Raw genomic sequence first — 23,187 nt, forward strand, 5'->3', positions numbered from 1 at the left:
CGTAAAACAGGCCCGGCAGGTTACCGTCGAACTTGCTGTTACTGCTTGTTGGCGCCGTCCGGCACGAAAACATAACCCACTCCCCAGACCGTCTGAATGTAACGCGGCTTGGCAGCGTCCACTTCAATCAGACGACGCAGACGGGATATCTGGACGTCGATGGAGCGCTCCAGCGCGTCCCACTCGCGGCCACGGGCCAGGTTCATCAGTTTGTCCCGCGTCAGCGGCTCACGGGCGTGCATGACCAGCGCCTTCAACACGGCGAATTCACCGGTGGTGAGCATGTGCACTTCATCGCCACGCTTGAGCTCGCGCGTGGCGAGCGAAAGAGCGTAATCGCCGAAGGTGACGGTTTCGTCTTCCGTGGCAGGCGCGCCAGGGACGGGTGCGGATTGACGACGCAGCACGGCGCGGACGCGGGCCATCAGTTCGTCAGGGTTGAAAGGTTTTGCGAGGTAGTCATCAGCGCCGAGCTCAAGGCCCTTGATGCGGCTGAGCTCGTCGCCCTTGGCGGTGAGCATGATGATGGGGACTTGATTGTTCGCGGCGCGCAGACGGCGGCAGGCGGACAGGCCGTCTTCGCCCGGCAGCATCAGGTCCAGCACCACGAGGTGGAACACTTCGCGCGCCAGCAGCCGATCCATTTGCTCCACGTTGGGCACAGCCCGGGCGCGATAGCCCTTGCTGTTGAAAAAGCGTTCTAGCAGGCTGCTCAAGCCCGGGTCATCGTCAACGATGAGGATTTTTTCGCCTTCAGCCGTTTGTGCAGTGCTGCTCATTGGAAGCTCCTTTGATCTCGGCGCGCATTATGGCGTAGCTGCAGTTATGCGCACCGTGTGCATTGTTAGCAGATTTTTCCTGAATCTACATGGGTGCTCTCGCTCAGTCACTTGAAGGCGATTCACAGCGGCTGCGCGGGCTGAAACCGGCGTGTCGACGGGCCGATCCCCTATTGAGGGCTCACTGGGTATAATGCGCCGCCTTCAAGGTCAGGCAACGCTCGTTCAAGGCGGCTCGCCAGCCGCTGATTTTATGCACACACATTTGCCAGGTGGTTTTATGGACAGTATCAACAGCCGCATCGCCGAGGAACTCGGCGTCCGCCCGCAACAGGTCGAAGCGGCCGTCGCGCTACTGGATGAAGGCTCAACCGTGCCGTTCATCGCTCGCTACCGCAAGGAAGTCACTGGCAGCCTCGATGACACGCAACTGCGTCATCTGGAAGAGCGCCTGCGCTACCTGCGCGAACTCGACGAGCGCCGCATCAGCATCCTCGCCAGCATCGAAGAGCAAGGCAAGCTGACCCCTGAACTGGCGCGCGACATCAAGCTCGCCGACACCAAGACCCGCCTGGAAGACTTGTACCTGCCGTATAAGCAGAAGCGCCGCACTAAAGGCCAGATCGCGCTGGAAGCCGGCCTGGGCGAGCTGGCCGACGGCATCTTCAACGATCCGACCCTGGCCCCGGAAACCGAAGCCGCGCGCTTCGTCGATGCCGAAAAAGGCTTCGCCGACGTCAAGGCCGTGCTCGAAGGCGCCAAATACATTTTGATGGAGCGCTTCGCTGAAGACGCGACGCTGCTGGAGAAGCTGCGCAGCTTCCTCAAGCACGAAGCCGTGATCAGTGCCCGTGTAGTGCCGGGTAAAGAGGAAGAAGGCGCCAAGTTCCGCGATTACTTCGAACACAACGAGCCGCTCAAGAGCATGCCGTCGCACCGTGCGCTGGCGATCTTCCGGGGTCGCAACGAGGGCGTGCTGAGCTCGGCGCTGAAAGTCGGCGAAGAGCTGCCCGGCACTCTGCACCCCTGCGAAATGATGATCAGCGAGCGCTTCGGCCTGCAGAATCAGAACCGACCTGCGGACAAGTGGCTGGCCGAAGTCGTGCGCTGGACCTGGAAGGTCAAGCTGTACTCCAGCCTCGAAACCGACCTGTTCGGCGAGCTGCGCGAAGGTGCCGAAACCGAAGCGATCAACGTATTTGCTCACAACCTGCACGACCTGTTGCTGGCCGCACCCGCGGGGCCACGCGCCACGCTGGGCCTCGACCCGGGCCTGCGCACGGGCTGCAAGGTCGCCGTCGTCGACAGCACCGGCAAGCTGCTGGACTACGCCACGGTTTACCCCCACGTACCGAAAAACCAGTGGGATCAGACCATCGCCGTGCTGGCAGCCCTCTGCGCCAAGCATTCGGTTGACCTGATCGCGATCGGCAACGGCACTGCCAGCCGCGAAACCGACAAGCTGGCCGGCGATCTGATCAAAAAGTATCCAGGCCTGAAGATGACCAAGGTCATGGTCTCTGAAGCCGGCGCCTCGGTGTACTCGGCGTCGGAACTCGCCGCCAAGGAATTCCCGGACCTCGATGTTTCGATCCGCGGCGCTGTTTCCATCGCCCGCCGCTTGCAGGATCCGCTCGCCGAACTGGTAAAAATCGACCCGAAGTCCATCGGCGTCGGCCAATATCAGCATGACGTCTCGCAGCTCAAACTGGCCCGCGGCCTCGACGCGGTGGTAGAAGACTGCGTGAACGCCGTGGGTGTGGATGTGAACACGGCTTCCGTGGCCCTGCTGGCGCGGATTTCCGGCCTGAACACCACGTTGGCGCAGAACATCGTTTCCCATCGCGACCAGAACGGCGCGTTCAAGACCCGTGCGGCGCTGAAGAAAGTCCCGCGTCTGGGCGAGAAAACCTTCGAACAGGCCGCAGGCTTTCTGCGCGTCATGAACGGTGACAACCCGCTGGATTCGTCAGCCGTTCACCCTGAGGCGTATCCCCTGGTGCAGCGCATTGCCGCCCAGACCGATCGTGATATTCGTTCGCTGATCGGCGACGCAGGCTTCCTGAAGCGTCTGGACCCGAAGAAATTCACCGACGAAACCTTCGGCCTGCCTACCGTCACCGACATCCTTCAAGAGCTGGAAAAACCGGGCCGCGATCCGCGTCCGGGGTTCAAGACCGCCGAGTTCCAGGACGGTGTTGAAGACTTGAAGGATCTTCAGCCGGGCATGATTCTCGAAGGCGTGGTCACCAACGTCACCAACTTCGGTGCGTTCGTTGATATCGGCGTGCATCAGGACGGTCTGGTGCATATCTCTGCGCTTTCGGAGAAGTTCATCAAGGACCCTCGCGAAGCGGTCAAAGCTGGCGATGTGGTGAAGGTCAAGGTGATGGAGGTGGACATCCCGCGTAAGCGCGTCGGTCTGTCAATGCGCATGAGCGACACGCCGGGCGAGAAAGTCGACGGCGCTCGCGGTGCCCGTCCTGGTTCGGCGCCGCGTCAGCAGCAAGGCAACGCCCCTCGCAAGGAAGCCGCCACCCCGGCGCCAAGCAACAATCCGATGGCGTCGCTGTTCGCCAACGCCAAGCAATTGAAGAAGCGCTGATGGATATCCCTGATGAACTGACCCAGAGCGCCTACTTCAAGACGCTCGGCTGCCGGGTGGTGCAACTGGACGAGGGTGTCGCCGTCGTGGCCCTGCCGCTTGAGCCGCACCTGCGCAATCGCGGCAATGTCATGCATGGCGGCGCGCTGTTCAGTCTGGTCGACATCACCATGGGGCTGGCCTGCTCCAGCGCCCACGGCTTCGACAAACAAAGTGTCACCGTGGAATGCAAAATCAATTACATGCGCGCCGTGGCGGAGGGCGAGGTCATCTGCACCAGCACGGTGCTGCATGCCGGACGCCGAACGCTGGTGGTCGAAGCCGACGTTCGCCAGAACGACAAGCTGGTGGCCAAAGCGCAGGGCACGTTCGCGATCGTCTAGCTGTCAGATAGCGTTATGAGTTAATTTCGGCACTGTTCAGCAGTGTCGAAATTATCTGATTTCCTTGTAGGAACGATCAGCGACGGGCATCGGCGTTAGGGCCATCGACGAGGCGAAAACGCCAGTTCCTTTCTTCACCCTTGTAGACCGCCATATCGCCCCCATATAGGGCCGACTGACGCGTGAAGGATTCCAACTTGAGCGAACTTCTCAACCGCCGCCTGACTCTGCTTGGCGAGCACTCCAACCTCTCCCTGCTGGAGAAGTGCTTGCACGGCATCGAGCGTGAATGCCTGCGCGTTACGGGCGAAGGCCGTCTGGCGCAAACACCGCACCCGGAAGCCTTGGGCGCGGCGCTGACCAACGAGCAAATCACCACCGATTACTCCGAGTCGCTGCTGGAGTTCATCACTCCGGCCCTGGCCAACCCTGCTGAAACGCTGGAAAGCCTGGATAAGATCCATCGCTTCGCGTACAGCAAACTGGGCAGCGAATACATCTGGAGCCCGTCGATGCCGTGCCCGCTGCCGGCCGAAGCGGATATCCCGATCGCCTATTTCGGCACGTCCAATATCGGCAAGCTCAAGTACGTCTATCGTCAGGGCCTGGCCCTGCGTTACGGCAAAACCATGCAGTGCATCGCCGGCATTCATTACAACTTCTCGTTGCCCGAGGCCATCTGGCCCGTGCTCAAGCAGGACGCGAAATTCGAAGGCGATGACCGTGATTTTCAGTCCGAGAGCTACATCGGCCTGATTCGCAACTTCCGTCGTTACAGCTGGCTGCTGATGTACCTGTTCGGCGCGTCGCCGGCGCTTGACGCCAGCTTCCTGCGGGGCCGCTCCCATCAGCTTGAGCAATTCGACGCCGAAACGCTGTATCTGCCATACGCCACCAGCCTGCGGATGAGCGATCTGGGTTATCAGAGTAATGCCCAGGCGGACCTGACGCCTTGCTACAACGACCTGCTGACTTACACCGACAGCCTGCGCCGCGCGGTGGCAACGCCCTACGCGCCTTACGTCGAAATCGGCACGCACAAGGATGGCGAGTGGATTCAGCTCAACACAAACGTGCTGCAGATCGAGAACGAGTATTACTCGACGATCCGCCCGAAACGCGTCACCTATTCCGGCGAACGCCCGATTCAGGCGCTAGTCGCGCGCGGCGTGCAGTACGTGGAAGTCCGCTGCCTGGACATCAACCCGTTCCTGCCGGTGGGCATCGACCTTCAGCAATCGCGGTTCATTGATGCGTTCATTCTGTACTGCGCGCTTCACGACAGCCCGCAACTGGCGACCAACGAGTGCGGCAACGCCAGCACGAACTTCCTGACCGTGGTGAAGGAAGGTCGCCGCCCCGGCCTGCAACTGAACCGCAACGACACGACGATTGACCTGAAAGTCTGGGCCAACGAGATGCTGGACACGATCAGGCCGATCTGTGAACTGCTCGATGCCAGCCAGGGCACGGATCAGCACGTCAAATCGCTGGACGTTCAGCGGGCGAAAGTGGCCGACGCCTCTCTGACGCCTTCGGCACAAGTGCTGGCGGCCATGACCGAGCACAAGGAAGGCTTCACGGCCTTCTCGCTGCGACAGTCGCAGATTCACGCTGATCACTTCCGCAGCAATCCGCTGAGCGCCGAGGACCAGACGCATTTCGAAAGCAAGGCGCGCGAGTCGCTGGCTCAGCAAGCGGAGTTGGAACAGAGCGAAGAGAAAGTGGATTTCGACACGTTCGTGGGTGCGTATCAGGCGAGCATTCTGGCGATCAGCAACTGACAAAATGGGTCGTATCATCAACTGACACGACCCAATCAACCCTGCGGAAGTATCACGGCCCACTGCAGGAGCACGCTTGCCTGCGAAGGCGGAGTGTCAATCAACCGATCCGTCGCAGCCAGAATGCGTTCGCGGGCAAGCGCGCTCCTACTTTGGATTTCGGTCGTCTAGCACCTAGGCACCTGACCCACCGCCTTCGCGAGCAAGCTCACTCCCACAGGTTTTGCATCCAGCGCTGATCTCCTTTGCACTACGACTCACTGTAGGAGCGCGCTTGAACTGGCTTAATGATTTTGGACATCTCAATCGGGCGCTAAGATAGCGCCCAAATCCGAGGTGTTATGGGCATGCGTACTTCTTACTCGAACGAATTCAAACTCAAGGCAGCGGCCATGGTGCTGGACGAGGGACAATCGGTCCCTGAAGTCTGCGACAACCTGAGCATTGGCCGAACCGCGCTGCGTCGCTGGGTCGAACAGGTGCGTGCGGAGCGCCAAGGCGCGACGCCTGTGGGTGCCAAGGCGATTACCGCCGAGCAACAGGAAATACAGCGACTCAAGACCTTGCTCAGGCAGAAGGACCGGGATATCGAAATCCTAAAAAAGGCCAGTGCTCTCCTGCTTTCGGACTCCAAAGATCATTCGAACTGATCAGCGAGCTGGGCGAGCACTACGGCGTTCACGATTGTTGCCGCGCGTTGGGAGTCAACCGCAGCAGTTTTTACGCCTGGCGCCAGCGCCAGGGCGTCGTCAACCGCACCCGTGCGAGGCTTAGAACTTTGTTAGTCAGATTTCATAAGGAGTCGCGGGGATCGGCGGGGGCAAGAACGCTGGCCAGTGACCTTCGCAGCGAAGGGCATCAGGTTGGCCGGTACATGGCCCGCACTCTCATGCGTGAATCCGGGGTCGTGAGCTGTCAGCGTCGCCCGCACAAATACAAATCTTCAGGGGTCGAGGCATTGGTGGCGCCGCATCTGCTCAAACGCAAGTTTGATGTGGATGCCCCCAATACTGTTTGGTGCGGGGATGTAACGTACATAAAAGTGGGTAAGCAATGGATGTATTTCGCTGCAGTGCTCGACTTGTTTGCACGCAGGATTGTGGGTTGGTCCTTTTCGATGACGCCCGACGCTTCGCTGACTTGTGAGGCATTGAGAATGGCGGTTGAGCTTCGCGGGCGCCCTAAGGACGTGCTGTTTCACTCGGATCAGGGCTGTCAGTACACCAGCCATAAATTCCGCAATGAGCTGGTGACCCATGGTTTGAGACAGAGCATGAGTCGCAAAGGCGAGTGCTGGGATAACGCCCCGATGGAGCGATTTTTTGGCAGCCTGAAATCGGAATGGGTGCCTAAAGAAGGATATTCGTCAGCGCATGAAGCACAGTTGGACGTGCAGCGTTATGTCATGCGTTACAACAACCGTCGCCCCCACAGCTACAACGGCTACCGGTCGCCTGTAACTGCGGAGCGGGCGGCAGCTTGAAAACCTAGACGGGTGTCCAGAATTACTTGACCAGTTCAGCTTGCCCGCGAAGGCGGAGTGTCAACCCACAGATCTGTCACAGCCAGAATGCGTTCGCGGGCAAGCGCGCTCCTACAGGTGGTCATGTCGATGCCGGTGTTGAAAACCGGCATGACGCCTTAAATCGCCTTTTCGAAAATCTTCGAATTACGCTGGTAGTTGTACAGCGACGCACGTGCGCTGGGCAGGCGGTCGACGCTGCTGGCCTCGAAACCGCGCTCCTGGAACCAGTGCGCAGTACGCGTCGTGAGGACAAACAGGGTTTTCAGACCCAATGCCCGGGCACGTTCTTCGATGCGCTCAAGCAACTCGTCGCCGCGCCCGCCGTGGCGGTACTCGGGGTTCACCGCCAGACACGCCAGCTCACCCGTTTCGGAATCGGCAATCGGGTACAGCGCCGCGCAGGCGATGATGAGGCCTTCGCGCTCGACCACGCTGAACTGCTCGATTTCCCGCTCCAGCACTTCCCTCGACCGACGCACCAGGATGCCCTGCTCCTCCAGCGGCGTGATGAGGTCGATGAGCCCACCGACGTCGCCAATCGACGCTTCGCGCACCAGCTCGAATTGCTCCTGGGCCACCAGTGTGCCGCCGCCGGCGCGGGTGAACAGCTCGGAAAGCAGCGCGCCGTCTTCGGCGTAGCTGACGATATGGCTGCGCGCCACACCACCGCGACAGGCCTGAGCCGCCGCATCCAGTAGCTCCGCCTGGTAGTTGCTGCCTAGGCGTTGAAGGTGCGCGGGGACCTGTTGCGGACGCAGCTCACGGACCAATCGGCCCTGCTCGTCCAGCAAGCCTGACTCGGCGCCAAACAGCAGCAGCTTTTCCGCCCCCAGATCAATGGCCGCACGCGTCGCAACGTCTTCGCAGGCCAAGTTGAAGATCTCGCCGGTGGGCGAGTACCCCAGCGGGGACAGCAACACGATGGAGCGTTCGTCGAGCAGCCGACTGATGCCCTTGCGGTCGATGCGACGTACTTCGCCGGTGTGTTGGAAATCAACGCCTTCAAGGACGCCGATCGGCCGTGCGGTGACAAAGTTGCCCCCCGTGACGCGCAACCGCGAGCCCTGCATCGGCGAGGCGGCCATGTCCATCGACAAACGCGCCTCGATGGCAATTCGCAGGGCCCCGACGGCGTCGATCACGCATTCGAGCGTGGCGAAATCGGTCACGCGCATGTCGTGATGGAAATGCGGCGTCAGGCCACGGGCCTGCAAGCGGCTTTCGATCTGCGGGCGGGAGCCATAAACCAGCACGAGGCGCACGCCGAGGCTGTGCAGCAACACGAGGTCGTGGACAATGTTGCCGAAGTTCGGGTGCGCTACGCCATCGCCCGGAAGCATGACGACGAAGGTGCAATCCCGGTGGGCATTGATGTAGGGGGACGCGTGGCGGAGCCAATTAACGTAATCGGGCATATCCGAAAGGAGCCTGTAGTGGATGGACGAAGGGTGGAGAACTCAAGACGGCATGAGCCTCATCGTCGGAACAGGCATCGCAACACGCGTACTCTCCTTTTCGGGTAATGGTGAGACAGGCCCTGACTCAACCAGCACTTGGGCGCATTCAAGGGCACTCAAGGGGTAGCCAGGCAGTAATGTTCGATCAATTGACGTAACAGACGCACTGTAGGCTGCAAACGTGACATTTCAAGATACTCACCGGGCTGGTGCGCACAGGCGATATCACCGGGCCCCATCACGATGGTTTCGCAACCAAGGCGCTGAAGATAAGGCGCTTCGGTGCCAAATGCCACTGCTTCGGCCGTATGACCGGTCAGACGCTCGGCAATCCGCACCAGTTCTGCATCGGCGCTTTCTTCAAACGGGGACACTTCCGAAAACAGAGGCGCGTAGTCGATCTGTACTTGGTGCAGTTCGGCGACGGGCTGCAGCTTCTGCCGGATCGCGGCGCGCAGCACTTCCGGGTCCATGCCCGGCAGCGGGCGCAGGTCGAACTCAAGCGAACACTGCCCGCATATCCGGTTAGGGTTGTCGCCGCCATGGATGCAGCCGAAATTCAGGGTCGGTTGCGGCACGCTGAACTGCGGATTGCGGTATTGCTCTTGCCACTGCCGGCGCAGGCCTTTCAGCTCGCCAATGGCGTCGTACATGGCTTCCAGGGCGCTACGCCCCAGGCTTGGGTCCGAGGAGTGACCGCTGCGGCCGAGAATCTCGATGCGCTCCATCATCACGCCCTTGTGCAGGCGGACCGGCTTGAGGCGGGTCGGCTCGCCAATAACCGCCGCGCGGCCCAGCACACCGCCGGCCGCCGCCAACGCCTTGGCACCGGCCATGGAGCTTTCTTCGTCGCAGGTGGCGAGGATGATCAGCGGCTGCTTGAACGGCTGATCGAGCAGCGGCTGCAGCGCTTCGATGGCCAGGGCGAAGAAGCCCTTCATGTCGCAGCTGCCCAGTCCTACCCAATTGCCGTCAACTTCGGTCAGTTTCAGCGGATCGGTCTTCCACAACGCATCGTCGTAAGGAACCGTATCGCTGTGCCCCGCCAGCACCAGCCCGCCGGGACCCGTGCCGAAAGTGGCCAGCAGATTGAACTTGCCCGGGCTCACGTGCTGGATGTCGCAGGCAAAACCCAGATCGCCCAGCCACCCTGCCAGCAGATCAATGACGGCGCGATTGGACTGGTCGAGCGCAGGCTGCGTACAGCTCACAGACGGCGCGGCGATCAGGGCGGCGAACTGGTCTTTCATGGACGGCAACGGCATAGGCGACTCCGGTGATGGGGTGCGACACGCGGACCATCATAGGTCGATTGCCCCGCATGAATAAACTGTCACGGTTGATGTCCTGTACACTGCACGGCCCACGCAGCTGTGTCGATTCCGGCTGCGACCCCTGTTATCAGCGATAGAGCGTTTGGATTCTCCGGCCATGCAGAAAGAAACCGAAATCAAACTCCGCGTCAGCCGCGAAACCCTCATAGCCCTGCGCGAGCACCCGTTGCTGAAGAAGCGCAACAAGAGCGGCTGGGAGCGGTTGGAGCTGTTCAATCAGTACTTCGACACCCCAGAGCGCGAACTGGCCCATGCCAAGGTTGCGCTGCGCCTGCGCCGCGACGGCGACGCAATTATTCAGACCCTCAAGACCCGCGGCCAGAGCGTCGCAGGCCTGTCCGAGCGTAACGAATACAACTGGGACGTACCCAAGGCCAAGCTGGACCTGAAGAAGCTCGACGGCGAATGCTGGCCCGAGCAACTGGCGGATCTGGACAAGAAAACCATCAAGCCGGTGTTCACCACTGATTTCGTCCGCGAGAAAGCGGAAATCGCCTGGGGCCGTGGCAAGTCCAAGGTAGTCATCGAGGCAGCGCTGGACTTGGGCAAAGTGGTCGCCGGCAAGCAGCAGGAAGAAATCTGCGAGCTGGAACTGGAATTGCGTGAAGGCGACCCTGCCGCGCTGCTGGAACTGGCCGCAGAGCTGGCCGAGAAACTGCCGCTGATGCCCTGCGATATCAGCAAGGCCGAGCGTGGCTATCGTCTGTTCGACGCCAGCAGCTACTCAGTCAAGCTGCCGACGCCCGAGCTGCATGGCGAACTCTCGGTAGACGACGCCTTCAGCGCCATCGCCTGGTTCCTGCTCGGCAGCAGCCAGCGTCTGGCCGAGCAATACCGCTTCAACGGTCACTGGAGCCTGCTGCAGGAGTGGGTCGAAGTGCTCGCTGAACTGCGCGCCCTGGCCGGCAGCCTCGGTCAGGCCGCGCCGCGCGCAACGACCCATGACCTGCGCGCTGCGCTGGACGCTTTGCTGGAAGACTGGCGCACGCTGGTGCTCGCCGGTCAGGAAGATGGCGACGTACGCGCCGCTGCCCATGAGCAGTTCATCGAAGAGCTGCAGGACACCCGCTGGGGCCTGTTCTCGCTGACCACCTCGCGCTGGTTGATGGCGCGCAGCTGGACGGTCGAGCGCAACAACCGTGGCAACCGTCAGGGCCACGCGATGCTCAGCAGTTGGGTGCCGCGTTTCCTGGGCGATGAAGCCACCGCGCTGAACCTGCCGCGCTACCAGCAGCAGCCGGAAGACCTCGCCGAGCAACTGCCACGCATCGAGCGCATTCAGGTCTGGCTGCACTACGCCCGCCAGGCCCTCGACCTGCCTGAGCTGGATCGCTTGTACGGCGAGTTGAACAAGCTTGAGCAACTGGCGCATCTGGACATCACCGACGAAATCCTCGATGCCCGTATGCAGCAAACCATCACCGTGCTGCAAAGCCGGGCGTGGAAGACATTGTTGAAGTTGTAAGACGCTGTCAGTAGGACCGGCTGACGCTGTTTTGGTAGGACCGGCTTTAGCCGGGAAGAGGCCGGTTTGTACACTCTTATCTTTGTGGTGTACCCACTTACGCCTTCCCGGCTAAAGCCGGTCCCACGAACGGCACGCGGTGTGTTAGTAGGACCGGCTTTAGCCGGGAAGAGGCCAGTGGCAGCACCTTAAGTTTTGTGGTGTGCCTACCGACGCCTTCCCGGCTATAGCCAGTCCTACGAAAGGCAAGCGGTGTGTTAGTAGGACCGGCTTTAGCCGGGAAAGGCGACACCTACCTCATAATCGGCAAGCTCGTCGTTGATTTGATCTCCGACAACGCAACGGTCGAATTCACTTCCTGAATCCCCGGCACCAGCGAAAGCTTTTCGAAGAAGAATCGCTCGTACGCTTCGATGTCCGGCGTGACGATGCGCAGCAAAAAGTCCACCGACCCCATTAGCACATAACACTCCAGCACTTCGGGAAAGCCACGGATCGCCTCGGTGAATTCAGTGAAGTTGGACCGACCGTGGGCGTTGAGTTTTACCTCCGCAAAAATCTGCGTATTCAGGCCAATCTTCTTGCGATCCAGCAATGTCACCTGCCGTCGGATTACGCCCTCATCTTTGAGCCTCTGGATCCGCCGCCAGCAAGGCGACTGCGACAGGCCGACCTGCTCGGCGATCTGCGCGCTGGACAGCGACGCATCCTCCTGCAGCAGCGCCAGAATCTTGCGATCGTAAGCATCCAGCTCGATTTGCATAATCAATTCCTGAAAGGAGGCTGCCGCACATAAACAAGTCTCATCCAGCCTAATACAGCGCGTCTTCGATCAGAAATTTCTTTTTCAGCGTGTAAAACTTTCTCCCGTCAAACGTCATTCCAACGACGAGACCCTGGAGATCCCCCATGTCACATTTCGAAGCCGCCAGCCCTGCACCTTTTCGCCACGATGCCTGGTCCGTCGGCAACGCTCACTGCCTGTCGCGCTATCAAATCCTTGCCGAGGCAGAAGCTGACGTACTCTGCCGGCTGCTCAACCTGTTCGCGATGCAGTACCTGATTCCCCAACAGGTCAGCGTGTTGCAGCAGGAAGGCGTGCTGATGGTGAGCATTGAGGTGGGCGGCATGACGTGGCACCGCGCTCAGGTGATTGGCGAAAAAATGCGCAACCTGATCAGTGTTTGCTCGGTCGAACTTGAACCCGTGGGCGATTTGCACGTCGTAACCGAGGCCGTCTCACTCGCCGCCAGTTGAGTGCTCCGAAAATATTGGCAACGCTTCGCTACCGGCAGGGCGCAACAACTGGCACGCTTGGGACTACTCTTGCTCAACACCGAAGTAAGCCGTCTCGTCCCAAGGAGCCCGCATGTCCGTCCTCGCCTCATCATCTCAGGACCGCTGGCTGGATCTGAACGAAGTACTGCGTGACCTCGTCGCGCAGGGATACCTCGATCAGGACAACGCCGAATATGCGCTCACGCTGCGCCGAGCCGCACAGAACCTCCACGCCCACCCGCTCGAACTCATCGCCACCCAGCAGTTCGATAACCACAAGCGGCCCGGCAAGAAACTCGACCTCGAAACCCTGACCGCCTGGCTGGCTGAGCAATCCGGCCAGCCGTACCTGCGCATCGACCCGCTGAAAATCAACGTCGCCGCCGTGACCCCGTTGATGTCCTACGCCTTCGCCCAGCGCCACAAGATTCTGGCGGTGGACGTCGATCGCGACGCAGTGACCATCGCCAGTGCGCAACCGTACGTGAATGCGTGGGAAGCCGACCTGACCCACGTACTGAAAATGCCGATCAAACGCGTGGTCGCCAATCCCGTTGACGTGCAGAAACTGGCCGTCGAGTTTTATCGGCTGGCGAAATCGGTCAGCGGCGCGAGTGCCAGTGATCAGAAAATCAGCAACATGGGCAACTTCGAACAGTTGCTCAAGCTCGGCGCCAGCGATCAGGAGCCGGACGCCAACGACGCGCATATCGTCAATATCGTCGACTGGCTGTTCCAGTACGCCTACCAGCAGCGAGCGAGCGATATTCACATCGAGCCCCGCCGTGAGGCCGGTACCGTCCGCTTCCGCATCGACGGCGTGCTGCACAACGTGTATCAATTCCCGCCGCAGGTGGCGATGGCCGTGACCAGCCGCCTGAAAAGCCTGGGCCGGATGAACGTGGCCGAGAAGCGCAAGCCCCAGGACGGTCGGGTAAAAACCAAGACGCCTGACGGTGGCGAGGTGGAGCTGCGGCTATCGACGCTGCCCACAGCCTTCGGCGAAAAGATGGTCATGCGGATTTTTGACCCGGAAGTGCTGCTCAAGGACTTCGACCAGCTCGGGTTCTCCGGCGATGACCTGCGTCGCTGGGAGGGCATGACCCGGCAGCCCAACGGCATCATTCTGGTGACCGGCCCGACCGGTTCCGGCAAGACCACAACGCTGTACACGACGCTGAAGATGCTGGCGACTTCGGAAGTGAACCTCTGCACCATCGAGGACCCGATCGAAATGGTGGAGCCGGCGTTCAATCAGATGCAGGTGCAACACAACATCGACTTGACCTTTGCCAGCGGCGTGCGCGCACTGATGCGGCAAGACCCGGACATCATCATGATCGGCGAGATTCGCGACCTGGAAACCGCAGAAATGGCGATCCAGGCGGCGTTGACCGGTCACTTGGTGCTGTCGACGCTGCACACCAACGACGCGCCCAGCGCCATCAGCCGTCTACTGGAACTGGGCGTGCCGCATTACCTGCTTAAGGCGACAATCCTCGGCGTGATGGCGCAGCGCTTGGTGCGGACGCTGTGCCCGCACTGCAAGGCGCCGATCGAAATGGATGAGGTCGACTGGCAGACCCTGACACGGCCGTGGCAGGCGCCAGTGCCAACCGGCGCGCATCGGGCAGTGGGTTGCGCGGAGTGCCGCGACACGGGTTATCGAGGGCGTGCGGGGGTGTACGAGATCATGTTGATGTCGGACGCCGTGAAGTCGCTGATCACGGCGGACCTGGACCTGACGGCGTTGCGTCGACAAGGGTTCAAGGACGGTATGCGCAGCCTGCGGTTGTCCGGCGCGCAAAAGGTCGCAGCGGGGTTGACGACGGTCGAAGAGGTGCTGCGCGTGACACCGCAGAGCGAGCAGCGCTAAGCCCGCCGACTGTAGGAGCGCGCTTGCCCGCGAAAATGTCAGATGACTCACCACCGAGTTAGCGGACATGCCGCAATCGCTGTAGGAGCCGGCTTGCTGGCGAATGAGGCGTGTCAGTCGATGCATTCGTAGCTCACGTAACGCCTTCGCCAGCAAGCCGGCTCCTACGGAATTCGGGTGGGTCAATTTACCTTTGTGTTAGACGATCTGACGCCTTCGCGGGCAAGCCCGCTCCTACAGGTTTTACGCGCCGGCAATCACCGATCACACCTTCATCAACGCCGTGCTTTCACTGGTCCGGCACGCCGAAATCCAGCACCACTTTCATAGCCTGCTGCTTGTCCCCGGCCAGTTCGAACGCTTGGACGGCATCCTGAAACGCGAGGGTGTGGGAGATCACCGGCGTGACATCAATCACCTTGCGATTGAGCAAGTCCACCGCCTGGGCGAATTCGGGGTGGAAGCGAAAGGTGCCACGCAGGTCGATTTCCTTGCCCACCACCAGATTCAGCGGAATCGCCACATCGCCACCGAGGCCGACCGTCACCACAATCCCGCGCGGGCGTATGCAGGTCAGGCCATCGCGCAAGGCTTGCGCGCTGCCGGAGGCCTCGAACATCACGTCGAAATAACCCTTGTCGGCGGTATAGCGCGCCAGTGCTTCGGGCTCGTCGCGCAGATTGTGGGTTTCGCTGGCACCCATGCGGCGCGCGCACGCCAGCGCGCTGTCGCTCAGATCCGCGGCAATAATCTGCAACGCACCCGCCGCGCGCAGGCTGCCGATCAGCAAGTTGCCGATCGGGCCGCAGCCGGTCACCAGTACGCGCTTGCCGAACACACCGCCGGCACGCTGGATGGCATGAAGCCCGACCGACAGGGGCTCGGCCAGTGCGCCTTCAGCCAGGCTCGTGGTCGGCGCCAACAGATGCGCCTGGCTAGACTCGATCACCAGATGCTCGCAGAACGCACCCTGAATGTGCGGAAACGGCATCGCGCTGCCGTAAAAACGCATGTTCAGGCAATGGTTGGGCAGGCCTTCGTGACAGTATTTGCAGTCGCCGCACGGCCGTGACGGCGACACGGATATCCGTTGCCCGACGCTGAAAGCGCTCTGCGCGTCGCCGACTTCCTCGATGACCGCCGAGATTTCATGGCCGAGGACCATCGGCTCTTTCAGCCGAACCGCGCCGAAACCGCCGTGCTGGTAGTAGTGCAGATCCGAGCCACAAATACCGCCGCGAGCAACGCGTACGCGCAACTCGCCGGCAGACAGCGGCAACGCCTCGGTGCCGGGCTCGACACGCAGGTCTTTCGCGGCATGGCAGACAATCGCTTGCATGATCATTCTCCGGATTACAGCGATGCCGTGATGGCACCGTCGACGTAAAGGATGTGGCCGTTGACGAAGCTGGCCGCGTCCGAGGCCAGAAACACCGCCGCGCCCGCCAGCTCCGACACTTCGCCCCAACGACGGCTTGGCGTGCGTTGCACCAGCCAGTCGCTGAATTCAGTGTTGGCCACCAACGCAGCGTTCAGTTCGGTCTTGAAGTAGCCCGGCCCGATGCCGTTGACGTTGAGACCGAATGGGCCCCAGTCGATCGCCATGCCTTTGGTCAGCATCTTCAGCGCGCCCTTGCTTGCCGTGTACGGCGCGATACCCGGGCGGCCCAGCTCGCTCTGCACCGAACAGATGTTGATGATGCGCCCGCGTCCACGCGGGATCATGCAGCGCGCGACGGCCTGGCCGACGAAAAACGCGCTGTCCAGGTTCGTGCGCATCAGCTCGTGCCAGTCCGCCTCGGCGAACTCCGCCAGCGGCCCGCGCCGCTGGATGCCCGCGTTGTTGACCAGGATTTCCAACGGCCCGACACGCTCTTCGATTGCCTGAACTGCAGCGGCGACCGCCGTGCTGTCCGTCACGTCGAAACTCTGTGTGTGAACCGCATGCCCCTCGGCCGCAAGGGCCTGGGCAGCCGATTGCAGCGTATCGGCATTACGGCCGTTGAGCACGACCGTCGCGCCCGCTTCGGCCAAGCCCCGGGCGATCGCCAGGCCAATGCCTGCGCTGGAGCCGGTAATCAGCGCCACCCTGCCGTCAAGACGAAAACTTTCCAGAAAAGCCATGACGCCCTCCTATTGTTTTTGCCGTTTGAGTCTCAATGGCCTGCGCCAGCTATTCTTCCAGTGATACAAAAAGGTTCGCCGCGCAGACTTCAGTCCCCGTACTCTGCCCGATCAACTTCTCACCGTCATCAACAGGGATCCGTTATGCAAACCGGTAGTGTGGTTTTACTCTTCGTGGCGCTGGCCATCGCCATCGTGTTCATGGGCTTCAAGGTGGTGCCCCAGGGTTATCAGTGGACCGTCGAACGCTTCGGGCGCTACACCAACACCCTCAAGCCCGGGCTGAACATCATCGTGCCGCTGGTGGACCGCATCGGGCACAAGCTGAACATGATGGAGACCGTGCTCGACATCCCGCCCCAAGAGGTCATCACGTCCGACAATGCCACGGTGCAGATCGACGCTGTGTGTTTCTACCAAGTGGTCAACTGCGCCCAGGCCGCCTATGAGGTCAACAACCTGCAACACGCCATCCGCAACCTGCTGCAGACCAATATCCGGACCGTGCTGGGTTCGATGGAGCTGGATGCGATGCTCAGCCAGCGTGACGGCATCAACGAGCGTCTGCTGCGGATCGTTGATGAAGCTACCGCCCCTTGGGGCATCAAGATCACCCGGATTGAAATAAAGGACATCAGCCCGCCCGCCGACCTCATGGCGGCGATGTCGGGCCAGATGAAGGCCGAGCGTATCAAGCGTGCGCAGATCCTTGAGGCCGAGGGCCTTCGCGCGTCGGCCATTCTCACCGCAGAGGGCAAGAAGCAGGCGCAGATTCTGGAAGCCGAGGGTGAGCGCCAGGCAGCCTTTCTGGAATCCGAGGCCCGCGAGCGTCAGGCCGAGGCTGAGGCACGCGCAACCCAGGTGGTTTCCGAAGCCATCGCGGCGGGCGACGTGCAGGCAATCAATTATTTCGTCGCGCAGAAATACATTGATGCGCTGGGGAAACTGGCGTCGGCCAATAACAGCAAGGTCATCCTCATGCCGCTGGAGGCCAGTCAGATGATCGGCGCCATTGGCGGTATCGGCGAGATCGTCAAGGCATCGTTCGACACGCCCAAGCCTGAAGCCGGCAAGCGAGTGTGAGCCATGTGGAATTATCTGCAGGATCTGTCGTTCTGGGACTGGCTGGGGCTCGGCGCAGTGCTGCTGATCTTGGAAGTGTTCGGCGCGGGCGGTTATCTGCTGTGGATCGGCGTCGCTGCAGCGGGGGTCGGCATTCTTACCTACATCCTGCCGGGCTTGAGCTGGGAAGTGCAGTTCCTGCTGTTCGCCGTGCTGTCGGTCCTGACGGCGCTGTACTGGTGGCGGCGTCAGCGCAGTGTGCAGCGCACGTCGGATCAGCCTGGCCTGAACATGCGCGGCTCGGAATTGATCGGGCACACGTTTGCCGTACACGACGCGATTGTCAGCGGGCGCGGCAAAATCAAAGTCGGCGACGGTGTCTGGATGGTCACCGGCCCGGATACGCCGGTGGGCGGGCAGGTGCGGGTGGTTGCCCAGGACGGAACGACTTTGCAGGTCGAGGCGATATGACGCCCTGCCCATGGGGAACTAGAACGGGAGATGGCGTATCAAATCGTTTCAGAACAAACCAACATCGGAGTACCTCTCATGCGTCTTAAACTTGCTGTAGCCACGTTAGCCTTGCTTTCCCTGCCGGTCGGTTCAGCGATGGCCGACGGTTTTCTGCGGGACGTGCTTTCGTCTGGTGCCACAACCGGTTCCACCTACCTGACCTTTCGCCACCACAAGCTGATCGTCGCTGCACAAGACGACGCTGGCAGCTTCGTGGCCAGTAACGGCGAAATCCGTGGCCCTTACCTGGAAGCGGCGATGGATCAGGTGCGCAAGGACAACCCAGCCCTCAAGGCATCGGACATGGACCTGGCAAACGCCATCCTGGCGAAGAATCTGGTTGCCGAGCAGTGAATTGAACCTGTCGTGACGAGTTGGCGGCATAACGTCGATCTCGCTTCCAACAAAAAGCCGCTCATCCGAGCGGCTTTTTTGCGTCTGACCGATGGGCTTATTCGCCGATCAGTGCCTTGTAGCCGGCTGCGTCGAGCAGCTTGCCCAGGTCTGCGGCATTGGCTGGCTTGACCTTGAAGATCCACGAATCGTAAGGCGAGTTGTTCAATGCCTCAGGCTCCCCGGCCAGCGCTTCGTTGACTTCAACGACTTCGCCCGCCACTGGCGAGTAGATGTCAGACGCAGCCTTTACCGACTCAACGACACCTGCCTGATCACCTGCGGCCGCGAAAACTTTACCCACCTCAGGCAGCTCGACGAACACGACGTCACCGAGCGCTTCCTGCGCATGATCGGAAATACCAACAACGATCAGATCACCCTCTTGCCTGGCCCACTCGTGACTCTCGGCAAAACGCAGTTCGGCGGGAATAGTGCTCATGTTCTTATCCTCTCTACTTCATCAGGTCAGCGGAAAAACCCGCCAGGGATGGCTTTCAAATCAGGGTTATATCAGGGCCTTGCCGTGACGCACGAATGCCGGTCGAACCACTCGAACCGGGTACCACTTGCCGCGGATTTCCACCTCGGCACGGTCAGCGGTGGCCATCGGCACTCGCGCCAGCGCGATCGACTTGCTTAGCGTAGGAGAGAAACTACCACTGGTGATCTCTCCTTCGCCAACTTCCGCTATTCGGACCACCTGATGAGCGCGCAAAACGCCCCGTTCCTCGAGGACCAGCCCTACAAGCTTCGAGGGAATTCCTCTCGCGCGCTCTGCTTCGAGTGCAGCGCGTCCGATGAACTCGCGGTCTTCAGGCATCCACGCGACCGTCCAGGCCATGTTGGAGATCAGCGGTGACACCTGCTCGTCGATTTCCTGACCGTACAGGTTCATGCCTGCTTCCAGGCGCAGTGTATCGCGAGCGCCCAGTCCGATCGGTGAAATGCCGGCGCCGACCATGTCGTTGAAGAAACTGCAGGCTTCGGTGGCGGGCAGGATGATCTCCAGGCCGTCCTCGCCCGTATAACCCGTGCGGGCGATGAACCAGTCGCCTTCCTGCTGGCCTTCGAAGGGTCTGAGGGTGTGGATAAGCGCGGTGCGTTCCTGGTTGACCAGTTCGCCGATCTTCTGCCGGGCGTTCGGGCCCTGAATGGCAAGCATGGCCAGCTCCGAGCGGTGCTTGACGCGCACGTCGTAGCCGGCAAGGTTGGCGTTCATCCAGGCCAGGTCCTTGTCGCCGGTGGCTGCGTTGACCACCAGCCGATAACCTTCGTCGGTCTGGTAAACGATCATGTCGTCGACGATGCCGCCATGGGTGTCGAGCATCGCGCTGTAAAGCGCCTGCCCGGTCTGTTGCAACCTGCCGACGTCGTTGGCCAGCAGGTATTTCAGCCAGGGCTTGGCCTGGGTGCCGGATACGTCGAGCACATGCATGTGCGACACGTCGAAAATCCCGCAGTCCCGGCGCACCTGATGGTGCTCCTCGACCTGGGAGCCGTAGTGCAAGGGCATGTCCCAACCACCAAAATCGACCAGCTTCGCGCCGAGCGCGAGGTGCAGGTCAAAGAGGGGCGTACGCTGTCCCATGGGTTTCTCCTTCCGGGCGTGGCGAAGACGCAGTCACTGGCAATCCCGCAAATCCCCCGTGAATTGGGGTCTGAAACCTTTGCTAATTTGTGGAATTGTCTGACAGACCGAGTCGATTGCGGCGCATTGTAGCCGCAAGGTTGGGACCCCGCACCTAACCAATCGGCTTGGCCGAACGTCTGATCAAACCGATGACCGGCAGCAGCCCGACCAGCACCAATGTCAGCGCAGGCAAAGCCGCACGCGCCCACTCACCTTCGCTGGTCATTTCGAAGATGCGCACCGCCAGCGTGTCCCAGCCAAACGGGCGCATGAGCAGCGTGGCGGGCATTTCCTTGAGGACGTCAACGAAGACCAGCAGCGCAGCGCTCAACGTGCCGGGTATCAGCAGCGGCAGATAAATCCTGAAAAACAATCGTGGCCCGCTGACTCCCAGACTGCGTGCGGCTTCGGGCAGTGACGGACGAATGCGCGACAGGCTGTTCTCGAGCGGCCCGTACGCGACCGCAATGAAACGCACCAGGTACGCAAGCACGAGCGCCCCCAGGCTGCCCAACAGCAACGGCCTGCCAGCGCCGCCCAGCCAGCTGAATAACGGCACGACCAGTTCACGATCCAGGTAACTGAACGCCAACATGATCGACACCGCCAACACCGAGCCGGGCAGCGCATAGCCAATGTTGGCCAAGCTGACACCTGAGCGTATGGCGCGGGTGGGGGCGAGACGTCGCGCAAACACGAGGATCATCGCGACGCACACCGTGACCAGCGCTGCGATGCCGCCCAGATACAGCGTGTGCAGAATCAACCCGGCGTAGCGCTCGTCCAGGTCGAAACGCCCGCGCTGCCAGACCCAGACAATCAACTGCAGCAGCGGCACCACGAACGCGCAGGCGAACACCAGTCCACACCATGTGCTGGCGGCGGCGGCTTTCATGCCGCGCAGGTGATACAGCGCCTTGACCCTCGGGCGCTCGTTGCTTGGCCGGCTCGCCCCCCGTGCACGATGCTCGCCGTACAGCAGGACCATGACGGCCAGCAGCAGCAGGCTCGCCAGTTGCGCGGCGCTCGACAGGCTGAAGAAGCCGTACCAGGTCTTGTAGATCGCGGTAGTGAAGGTGTCGAAGTTGAACACCGACACCGCGCCGAAATCAGCCAGGGTTTCCATCAGGGCCAGCGCGACGCCGGCACCGATCGCCGGCCTCGCCATGGGCAATGCCACGCGCCAGAACGCTTGCCACGGCGACTGCCCCAAAATGCGGGCGGCCTCCATCAGGCCTTTGCCCTGCGCCAGAAATGCCGTACGCGCCAACAGATACACGTAGGGATAAAACACCAGCACCAGCACCATGATGACGCCGCCGGTGGAACGCACCCGAGGCAGACGCAGGCCGGAACCGAACCACTCGCGCAGCAGCGTCTGCACCGGGCCGGCAAAGTCCAGCAAACCCACAAACACAAACGCCAGCACATACGCCGGGATGGCAAACGGCAGCATCAGCGCCCAGTCCAGCCAGCGCCGCCCCGGAAACTCACACAGCGCCGTCAGCCACGCGAGACTTACGCCCAGCAGCGTAACCCCCAGCCCCACACCGATGACCAGCGTCAGGGTGTTGCCCAGCAGCCGGGGCATCTGGGTTTCCCAGAGGTGCGACCAGATCTGCTGATCGATGGTTTGCCAGGAGAACAGCAGCACGCTCAACGGCAGCAGTACCAGCGCGGCGATGGCGAAAACCAGGGGGTACCAGCGACGCTGGGGGAGTGGGCCAAGGAGAATACTCATAGAGTGAGAGATCCCCTGCAGGAGCGCGCTTGCCCGCGATGACACAGTGTCGGACACCTTTTATGTCACAGACCTATAGCCTTCGCGGGCAAGCGCGCTCCTACAGACGGGTGCTGCCTGGTTGCAATCAGTTCCAGCCCGCGCGGTCCATCATGCGAATCGCCTCGGCCTGCCGCCGACCGGCCACTTCAACCGGGATCGTGTCCGCCTTGAATGCTCCCCAGCTCGCCACTTCTTCAGACGGTGCCACTTTCGGGTTGGCCGGGAATTCCTGGTTGGTGCCGGCGAATATCGTCTGGGCTTCGGGGCCCGTCATCCATTCCACCAAGGCTTTGGCGGCATCTGGGTGCGGTGCGTACTTGGTCAGGCCAATGCCGGAAAGATTGACGTGCACGCCACGGTCCGACTGATTGGGCCAGAACAGGCGCACGGCGAGATCCGGATTGTCCTTGTGCAAGCGACCGTAGTAGTAGGTATTGACGATGCCGACGTCGCATTGGCCGGCGTTGATGGCTTCCAGCACCGCGATGTCATCGGAAAACACGTCGGTCGAGAGGTTGTTCACCCAGCCCTTGAGAATCTTCTCCGACGCCTCGGCGCCGTGGGTTTCGATCAGCGTGGCGGTCAGCGACTGGTTGTAGACCTTTTTGGCAGTACGCAGGCAAAGACGCCCTTCCCACTGTTTGTCGGCCAGCGCTTCGTAGGTGGTGAGTTCTTCAGGTTTGACGCGATCGGTGGAGTAGGCAATGGTCCGCGCGCGCAGGCTGAGGCCGGTCCAGCTGTGGGTTGAAGAACGGTATTGCGACGGAATGTTTGCGTCGATGGCCGGCGAAGTGAAGGGCTGCAGGATGCCCATCTGTTCAGCTTGCCAGAGGTTGCCGGCGTCGACGGTGAGCAGCAGGTCAGCCGTTGCGTTCTCGCCCTCGGCCTTGATGCGCTGCATCAGCGGCGCTTCCTTGTCGGTGATGAACTTGACCTTCACGCCGGTCTTGGCGGTGTAGGCATCGAACACTGGTTTGATCAGCTCATCGATTCGGGAGGAGTACACCACCACTTCATCTGCGCCCTGGGCGGTGCTGCCGAGCATGGTTAATGCCAGGGCAGCCAAAAGACGCTTGCTCGCCTGCATGCAGGTTCTCCTGATTCGAGAGAGGGGAAAAACGAGGCGAAATGGTAGTGAATCGCATCTGCCATCTCAACCGAAGTCAGGATTGAGCCGTTACCGGATGTTGCGG

The 23,187-nt window shown here is 61.1% G+C and carries 21 protein-coding genes; 11 read left to right on the forward strand and 10 right to left on the reverse strand.

Annotated features, from left to right (window positions below; translation table 11 throughout):
- Positions 1-38 precede the first annotated feature (38 nt).
- The gene (gene ompR / locus OKW98_RS00750) at positions 39-779 is read right to left on the reverse strand and encodes a two-component system response regulator OmpR (RefSeq protein ID WP_065987440.1); all 741 of its coding nucleotides are present in this window, start codon (positions 777-779) and stop codon (positions 39-41) included.
- A 280-nt stretch (positions 780-1,059) separates the two neighbouring features.
- Between ompR and OKW98_RS00755 the strand changes: the two genes are divergently transcribed.
- The 5 genes from OKW98_RS00755 to OKW98_RS00775 all read left to right on the forward strand — a co-directional run bounded on the left by OKW98_RS00755 (position 1,060) and on the right by OKW98_RS00775 (position 7,034).
- On the forward strand, positions 1,060-3,384 hold the full coding sequence (locus OKW98_RS00755) for a Tex family protein (RefSeq protein WP_265387578.1): 2,325 nt from the start codon (positions 1,060-1,062) through the stop codon (positions 3,382-3,384).
- Complete coding sequence (locus OKW98_RS00760; RefSeq protein ID WP_122623487.1) at positions 3,384-3,767, forward strand: PaaI family thioesterase; 384 nt, start codon at positions 3,384-3,386, stop codon at positions 3,765-3,767. The genes OKW98_RS00755 and OKW98_RS00760 overlap by 1 nt, the downstream gene beginning before the upstream one ends.
- Before the next feature lie 197 nt (positions 3,768-3,964).
- The gene (gene gshA, locus OKW98_RS00765) at positions 3,965-5,551 is read left to right on the forward strand and encodes a glutamate--cysteine ligase (protein WP_265387579.1); all 1,587 of its coding nucleotides are present in this window, start codon (positions 3,965-3,967) and stop codon (positions 5,549-5,551) included.
- Positions 5,552-5,898: 347 nt separating this feature from the next.
- Positions 5,899-6,201 (forward strand): transposase, encoded by a 303-nt coding sequence (locus OKW98_RS00770; protein ID WP_241090298.1) that lies wholly within the window; start codon positions 5,899-5,901, stop codon positions 6,199-6,201.
- 8 nt (positions 6,202-6,209) lie between these two features.
- Complete coding sequence (locus OKW98_RS00775) at positions 6,210-7,034, forward strand: IS3 family transposase (RefSeq protein WP_265389762.1); 825 nt, start codon at positions 6,210-6,212, stop codon at positions 7,032-7,034.
- A gap of 158 nt (positions 7,035-7,192) precedes the next feature.
- Here the strand turns inward: OKW98_RS00775 and argA are convergent, their stop codons facing one another.
- Positions 7,193-8,491 (reverse strand): amino-acid N-acetyltransferase, encoded by a 1,299-nt coding sequence (gene argA, locus OKW98_RS00780; protein ID WP_074889985.1) that lies wholly within the window; start codon positions 8,489-8,491, stop codon positions 7,193-7,195.
- A gap of 158 nt (positions 8,492-8,649) precedes the next feature.
- Positions 8,650-9,798: an acetylornithine deacetylase gene (gene argE, locus OKW98_RS00785; protein ID WP_265387580.1), complete on the reverse strand. Its 1,149-nt coding sequence runs from the start codon at positions 9,796-9,798 to the stop codon at positions 8,650-8,652.
- A 166-nt stretch (positions 9,799-9,964) separates the two neighbouring features.
- Here argE and OKW98_RS00790 point away from each other — a divergent pair, with 166 nt between their 5' ends.
- Positions 9,965-11,332 (forward strand): inorganic triphosphatase, encoded by a 1,368-nt coding sequence (locus OKW98_RS00790; RefSeq protein WP_265387581.1) that lies wholly within the window; start codon positions 9,965-9,967, stop codon positions 11,330-11,332.
- Between the two features lie 292 nt (positions 11,333-11,624).
- Here the strand turns inward: OKW98_RS00790 and OKW98_RS00795 are convergent, their stop codons facing one another.
- Positions 11,625-12,095, reverse strand: coding sequence for an Lrp/AsnC family transcriptional regulator (locus OKW98_RS00795; RefSeq protein WP_265387582.1), 471 nt, complete (start codon positions 12,093-12,095; stop codon positions 11,625-11,627).
- A gap of 146 nt (positions 12,096-12,241) precedes the next feature.
- On the opposite strand from OKW98_RS00795, the gene OKW98_RS00800 reads away from it, so the two are divergent.
- Together OKW98_RS00800 and OKW98_RS00805 are read left to right on the forward strand one after the other, a co-directional pair.
- Entirely contained in the window at positions 12,242-12,589 is a 348-nt protein-coding gene (locus tag OKW98_RS00800; protein WP_265387583.1) for a hypothetical protein, read from the forward strand.
- A 112-nt stretch (positions 12,590-12,701) separates the two neighbouring features.
- A complete protein-coding gene (locus OKW98_RS00805) occupies positions 12,702-14,486 on the forward strand; it encodes a GspE/PulE family protein (RefSeq protein WP_122534079.1) in 1,785 nt (594 codons plus the stop codon).
- A gap of 289 nt (positions 14,487-14,775) precedes the next feature.
- Here the strand turns inward: OKW98_RS00805 and OKW98_RS00810 are convergent, their stop codons facing one another.
- Positions 14,776-15,825 (reverse strand): L-idonate 5-dehydrogenase, encoded by a 1,050-nt coding sequence (locus OKW98_RS00810; RefSeq protein ID WP_265387584.1) that lies wholly within the window; start codon positions 15,823-15,825, stop codon positions 14,776-14,778.
- Between the two features lie 14 nt (positions 15,826-15,839).
- A complete protein-coding gene (locus tag OKW98_RS00815; RefSeq protein WP_265387585.1) occupies positions 15,840-16,610 on the reverse strand; it encodes a glucose 1-dehydrogenase in 771 nt (256 codons plus the stop codon).
- A gap of 144 nt (positions 16,611-16,754) precedes the next feature.
- Between OKW98_RS00815 and OKW98_RS00820 the strand changes: the two genes are divergently transcribed.
- The 3 genes from OKW98_RS00820 to OKW98_RS00830 all read left to right on the forward strand — a co-directional run bounded on the left by OKW98_RS00820 (position 16,755) and on the right by OKW98_RS00830 (position 18,539).
- Positions 16,755-17,693, forward strand: a complete 939-nt coding sequence (locus OKW98_RS00820; RefSeq protein WP_265387586.1) for an SPFH domain-containing protein — start codon at positions 16,755-16,757, stop codon at positions 17,691-17,693.
- A gap of 3 nt (positions 17,694-17,696) precedes the next feature.
- Entirely contained in the window at positions 17,697-18,143 is a 447-nt protein-coding gene (locus OKW98_RS00825) for an NfeD family protein (protein WP_265387587.1), read from the forward strand.
- A 78-nt stretch (positions 18,144-18,221) separates the two neighbouring features.
- Positions 18,222-18,539 carry a DUF2388 domain-containing protein gene (locus OKW98_RS00830; RefSeq protein WP_065987516.1) on the forward strand — a complete coding sequence of 106 codons (318 nt, stop codon included), beginning with the start codon at positions 18,222-18,224 and terminating at the stop codon, positions 18,537-18,539.
- 97 nt (positions 18,540-18,636) lie between these two features.
- On the opposite strand, the gene gcvH is transcribed toward OKW98_RS00830, so the two are convergent.
- From gcvH to OKW98_RS00850, 4 genes are all read right to left on the reverse strand, one after another.
- Complete coding sequence (gene gcvH, locus OKW98_RS00835) at positions 18,637-19,020, reverse strand: glycine cleavage system protein GcvH (protein WP_265387588.1); 384 nt, start codon at positions 19,018-19,020, stop codon at positions 18,637-18,639.
- A gap of 66 nt (positions 19,021-19,086) precedes the next feature.
- On the reverse strand, positions 19,087-20,169 hold the full coding sequence (gene gcvT / locus OKW98_RS00840; RefSeq protein ID WP_265387589.1) for a glycine cleavage system aminomethyltransferase GcvT: 1,083 nt from the start codon (positions 20,167-20,169) through the stop codon (positions 19,087-19,089).
- A gap of 154 nt (positions 20,170-20,323) precedes the next feature.
- Positions 20,324-21,952: an ABC transporter permease gene (locus OKW98_RS00845; RefSeq protein WP_265387590.1), complete on the reverse strand. Its 1,629-nt coding sequence runs from the start codon at positions 21,950-21,952 to the stop codon at positions 20,324-20,326.
- 127 nt (positions 21,953-22,079) lie between these two features.
- Positions 22,080-23,081, reverse strand: coding sequence for an extracellular solute-binding protein (locus OKW98_RS00850; protein ID WP_265387591.1), 1,002 nt, complete (start codon positions 23,079-23,081; stop codon positions 22,080-22,082).
- Positions 23,082-23,187 lie beyond the last annotated feature (106 nt).

Source organism: Pseudomonas sp. KU26590 (assembly GCF_026153515.1).
In the GTDB taxonomy this organism is placed as follows: Bacteria; Pseudomonadota; Gammaproteobacteria; order Pseudomonadales; family Pseudomonadaceae; genus Aquipseudomonas.

What these genes read in the sequence shown, in the direction of transcription:
- ompR (WP_065987440.1), bottom strand. Translation starts at nt 779, where the DNA reads ATGAGCAGCACTGCACAAACGGCTGAAGGCGAAAAAATCCTCATCGTT.
- OKW98_RS00755 (WP_265387578.1), top strand. Translation starts at nt 1,060, where the DNA reads ATGGACAGTATCAACAGCCGCATCGCCGAGGAACTCGGCGTCCGCCCG.
- OKW98_RS00760 (WP_122623487.1), top strand. Translation starts at nt 3,384, where the DNA reads ATGGATATCCCTGATGAACTGACCCAGAGCGCCTACTTCAAGACGCTC.
- OKW98_RS00770 (WP_241090298.1), top strand. Translation starts at nt 5,899, where the DNA reads ATGCGTACTTCTTACTCGAACGAATTCAAACTCAAGGCAGCGGCCATG.
- argA (WP_074889985.1), bottom strand. Translation starts at nt 8,491, where the DNA reads ATGCCCGATTACGTTAATTGGCTCCGCCACGCGTCCCCCTACATCAAT.
- argE (WP_265387580.1), bottom strand. Translation starts at nt 9,798, where the DNA reads ATGCCGTTGCCGTCCATGAAAGACCAGTTCGCCGCCCTGATCGCCGCG.
- OKW98_RS00790 (WP_265387581.1), top strand. Translation starts at nt 9,965, where the DNA reads ATGCAGAAAGAAACCGAAATCAAACTCCGCGTCAGCCGCGAAACCCTC.
- OKW98_RS00795 (WP_265387582.1), bottom strand. Translation starts at nt 12,095, where the DNA reads ATGCAAATCGAGCTGGATGCTTACGATCGCAAGATTCTGGCGCTGCTG.
- OKW98_RS00800 (WP_265387583.1), top strand. Translation starts at nt 12,242, where the DNA reads ATGTCACATTTCGAAGCCGCCAGCCCTGCACCTTTTCGCCACGATGCC.
- OKW98_RS00805 (WP_122534079.1), top strand. Translation starts at nt 12,702, where the DNA reads ATGTCCGTCCTCGCCTCATCATCTCAGGACCGCTGGCTGGATCTGAAC.
- OKW98_RS00810 (WP_265387584.1), bottom strand. Translation starts at nt 15,825, where the DNA reads ATGCAAGCGATTGTCTGCCATGCCGCGAAAGACCTGCGTGTCGAGCCC.
- OKW98_RS00815 (WP_265387585.1), bottom strand. Translation starts at nt 16,610, where the DNA reads ATGGCTTTTCTGGAAAGTTTTCGTCTTGACGGCAGGGTGGCGCTGATT.
- OKW98_RS00820 (WP_265387586.1), top strand. Translation starts at nt 16,755, where the DNA reads ATGCAAACCGGTAGTGTGGTTTTACTCTTCGTGGCGCTGGCCATCGCC.
- OKW98_RS00825 (WP_265387587.1), top strand. Translation starts at nt 17,697, where the DNA reads ATGTGGAATTATCTGCAGGATCTGTCGTTCTGGGACTGGCTGGGGCTC.
- OKW98_RS00830 (WP_065987516.1), top strand. Translation starts at nt 18,222, where the DNA reads ATGCGTCTTAAACTTGCTGTAGCCACGTTAGCCTTGCTTTCCCTGCCG.
- gcvH (WP_265387588.1), bottom strand. Translation starts at nt 19,020, where the DNA reads ATGAGCACTATTCCCGCCGAACTGCGTTTTGCCGAGAGTCACGAGTGG.
- gcvT (WP_265387589.1), bottom strand. Translation starts at nt 20,169, where the DNA reads ATGGGACAGCGTACGCCCCTCTTTGACCTGCACCTCGCGCTCGGCGCG.
- OKW98_RS00845 (WP_265387590.1), bottom strand. Translation starts at nt 21,952, where the DNA reads ATGAGTATTCTCCTTGGCCCACTCCCCCAGCGTCGCTGGTACCCCCTG.
- OKW98_RS00850 (WP_265387591.1), bottom strand. Translation starts at nt 23,081, where the DNA reads ATGCAGGCGAGCAAGCGTCTTTTGGCTGCCCTGGCATTAACCATGCTC.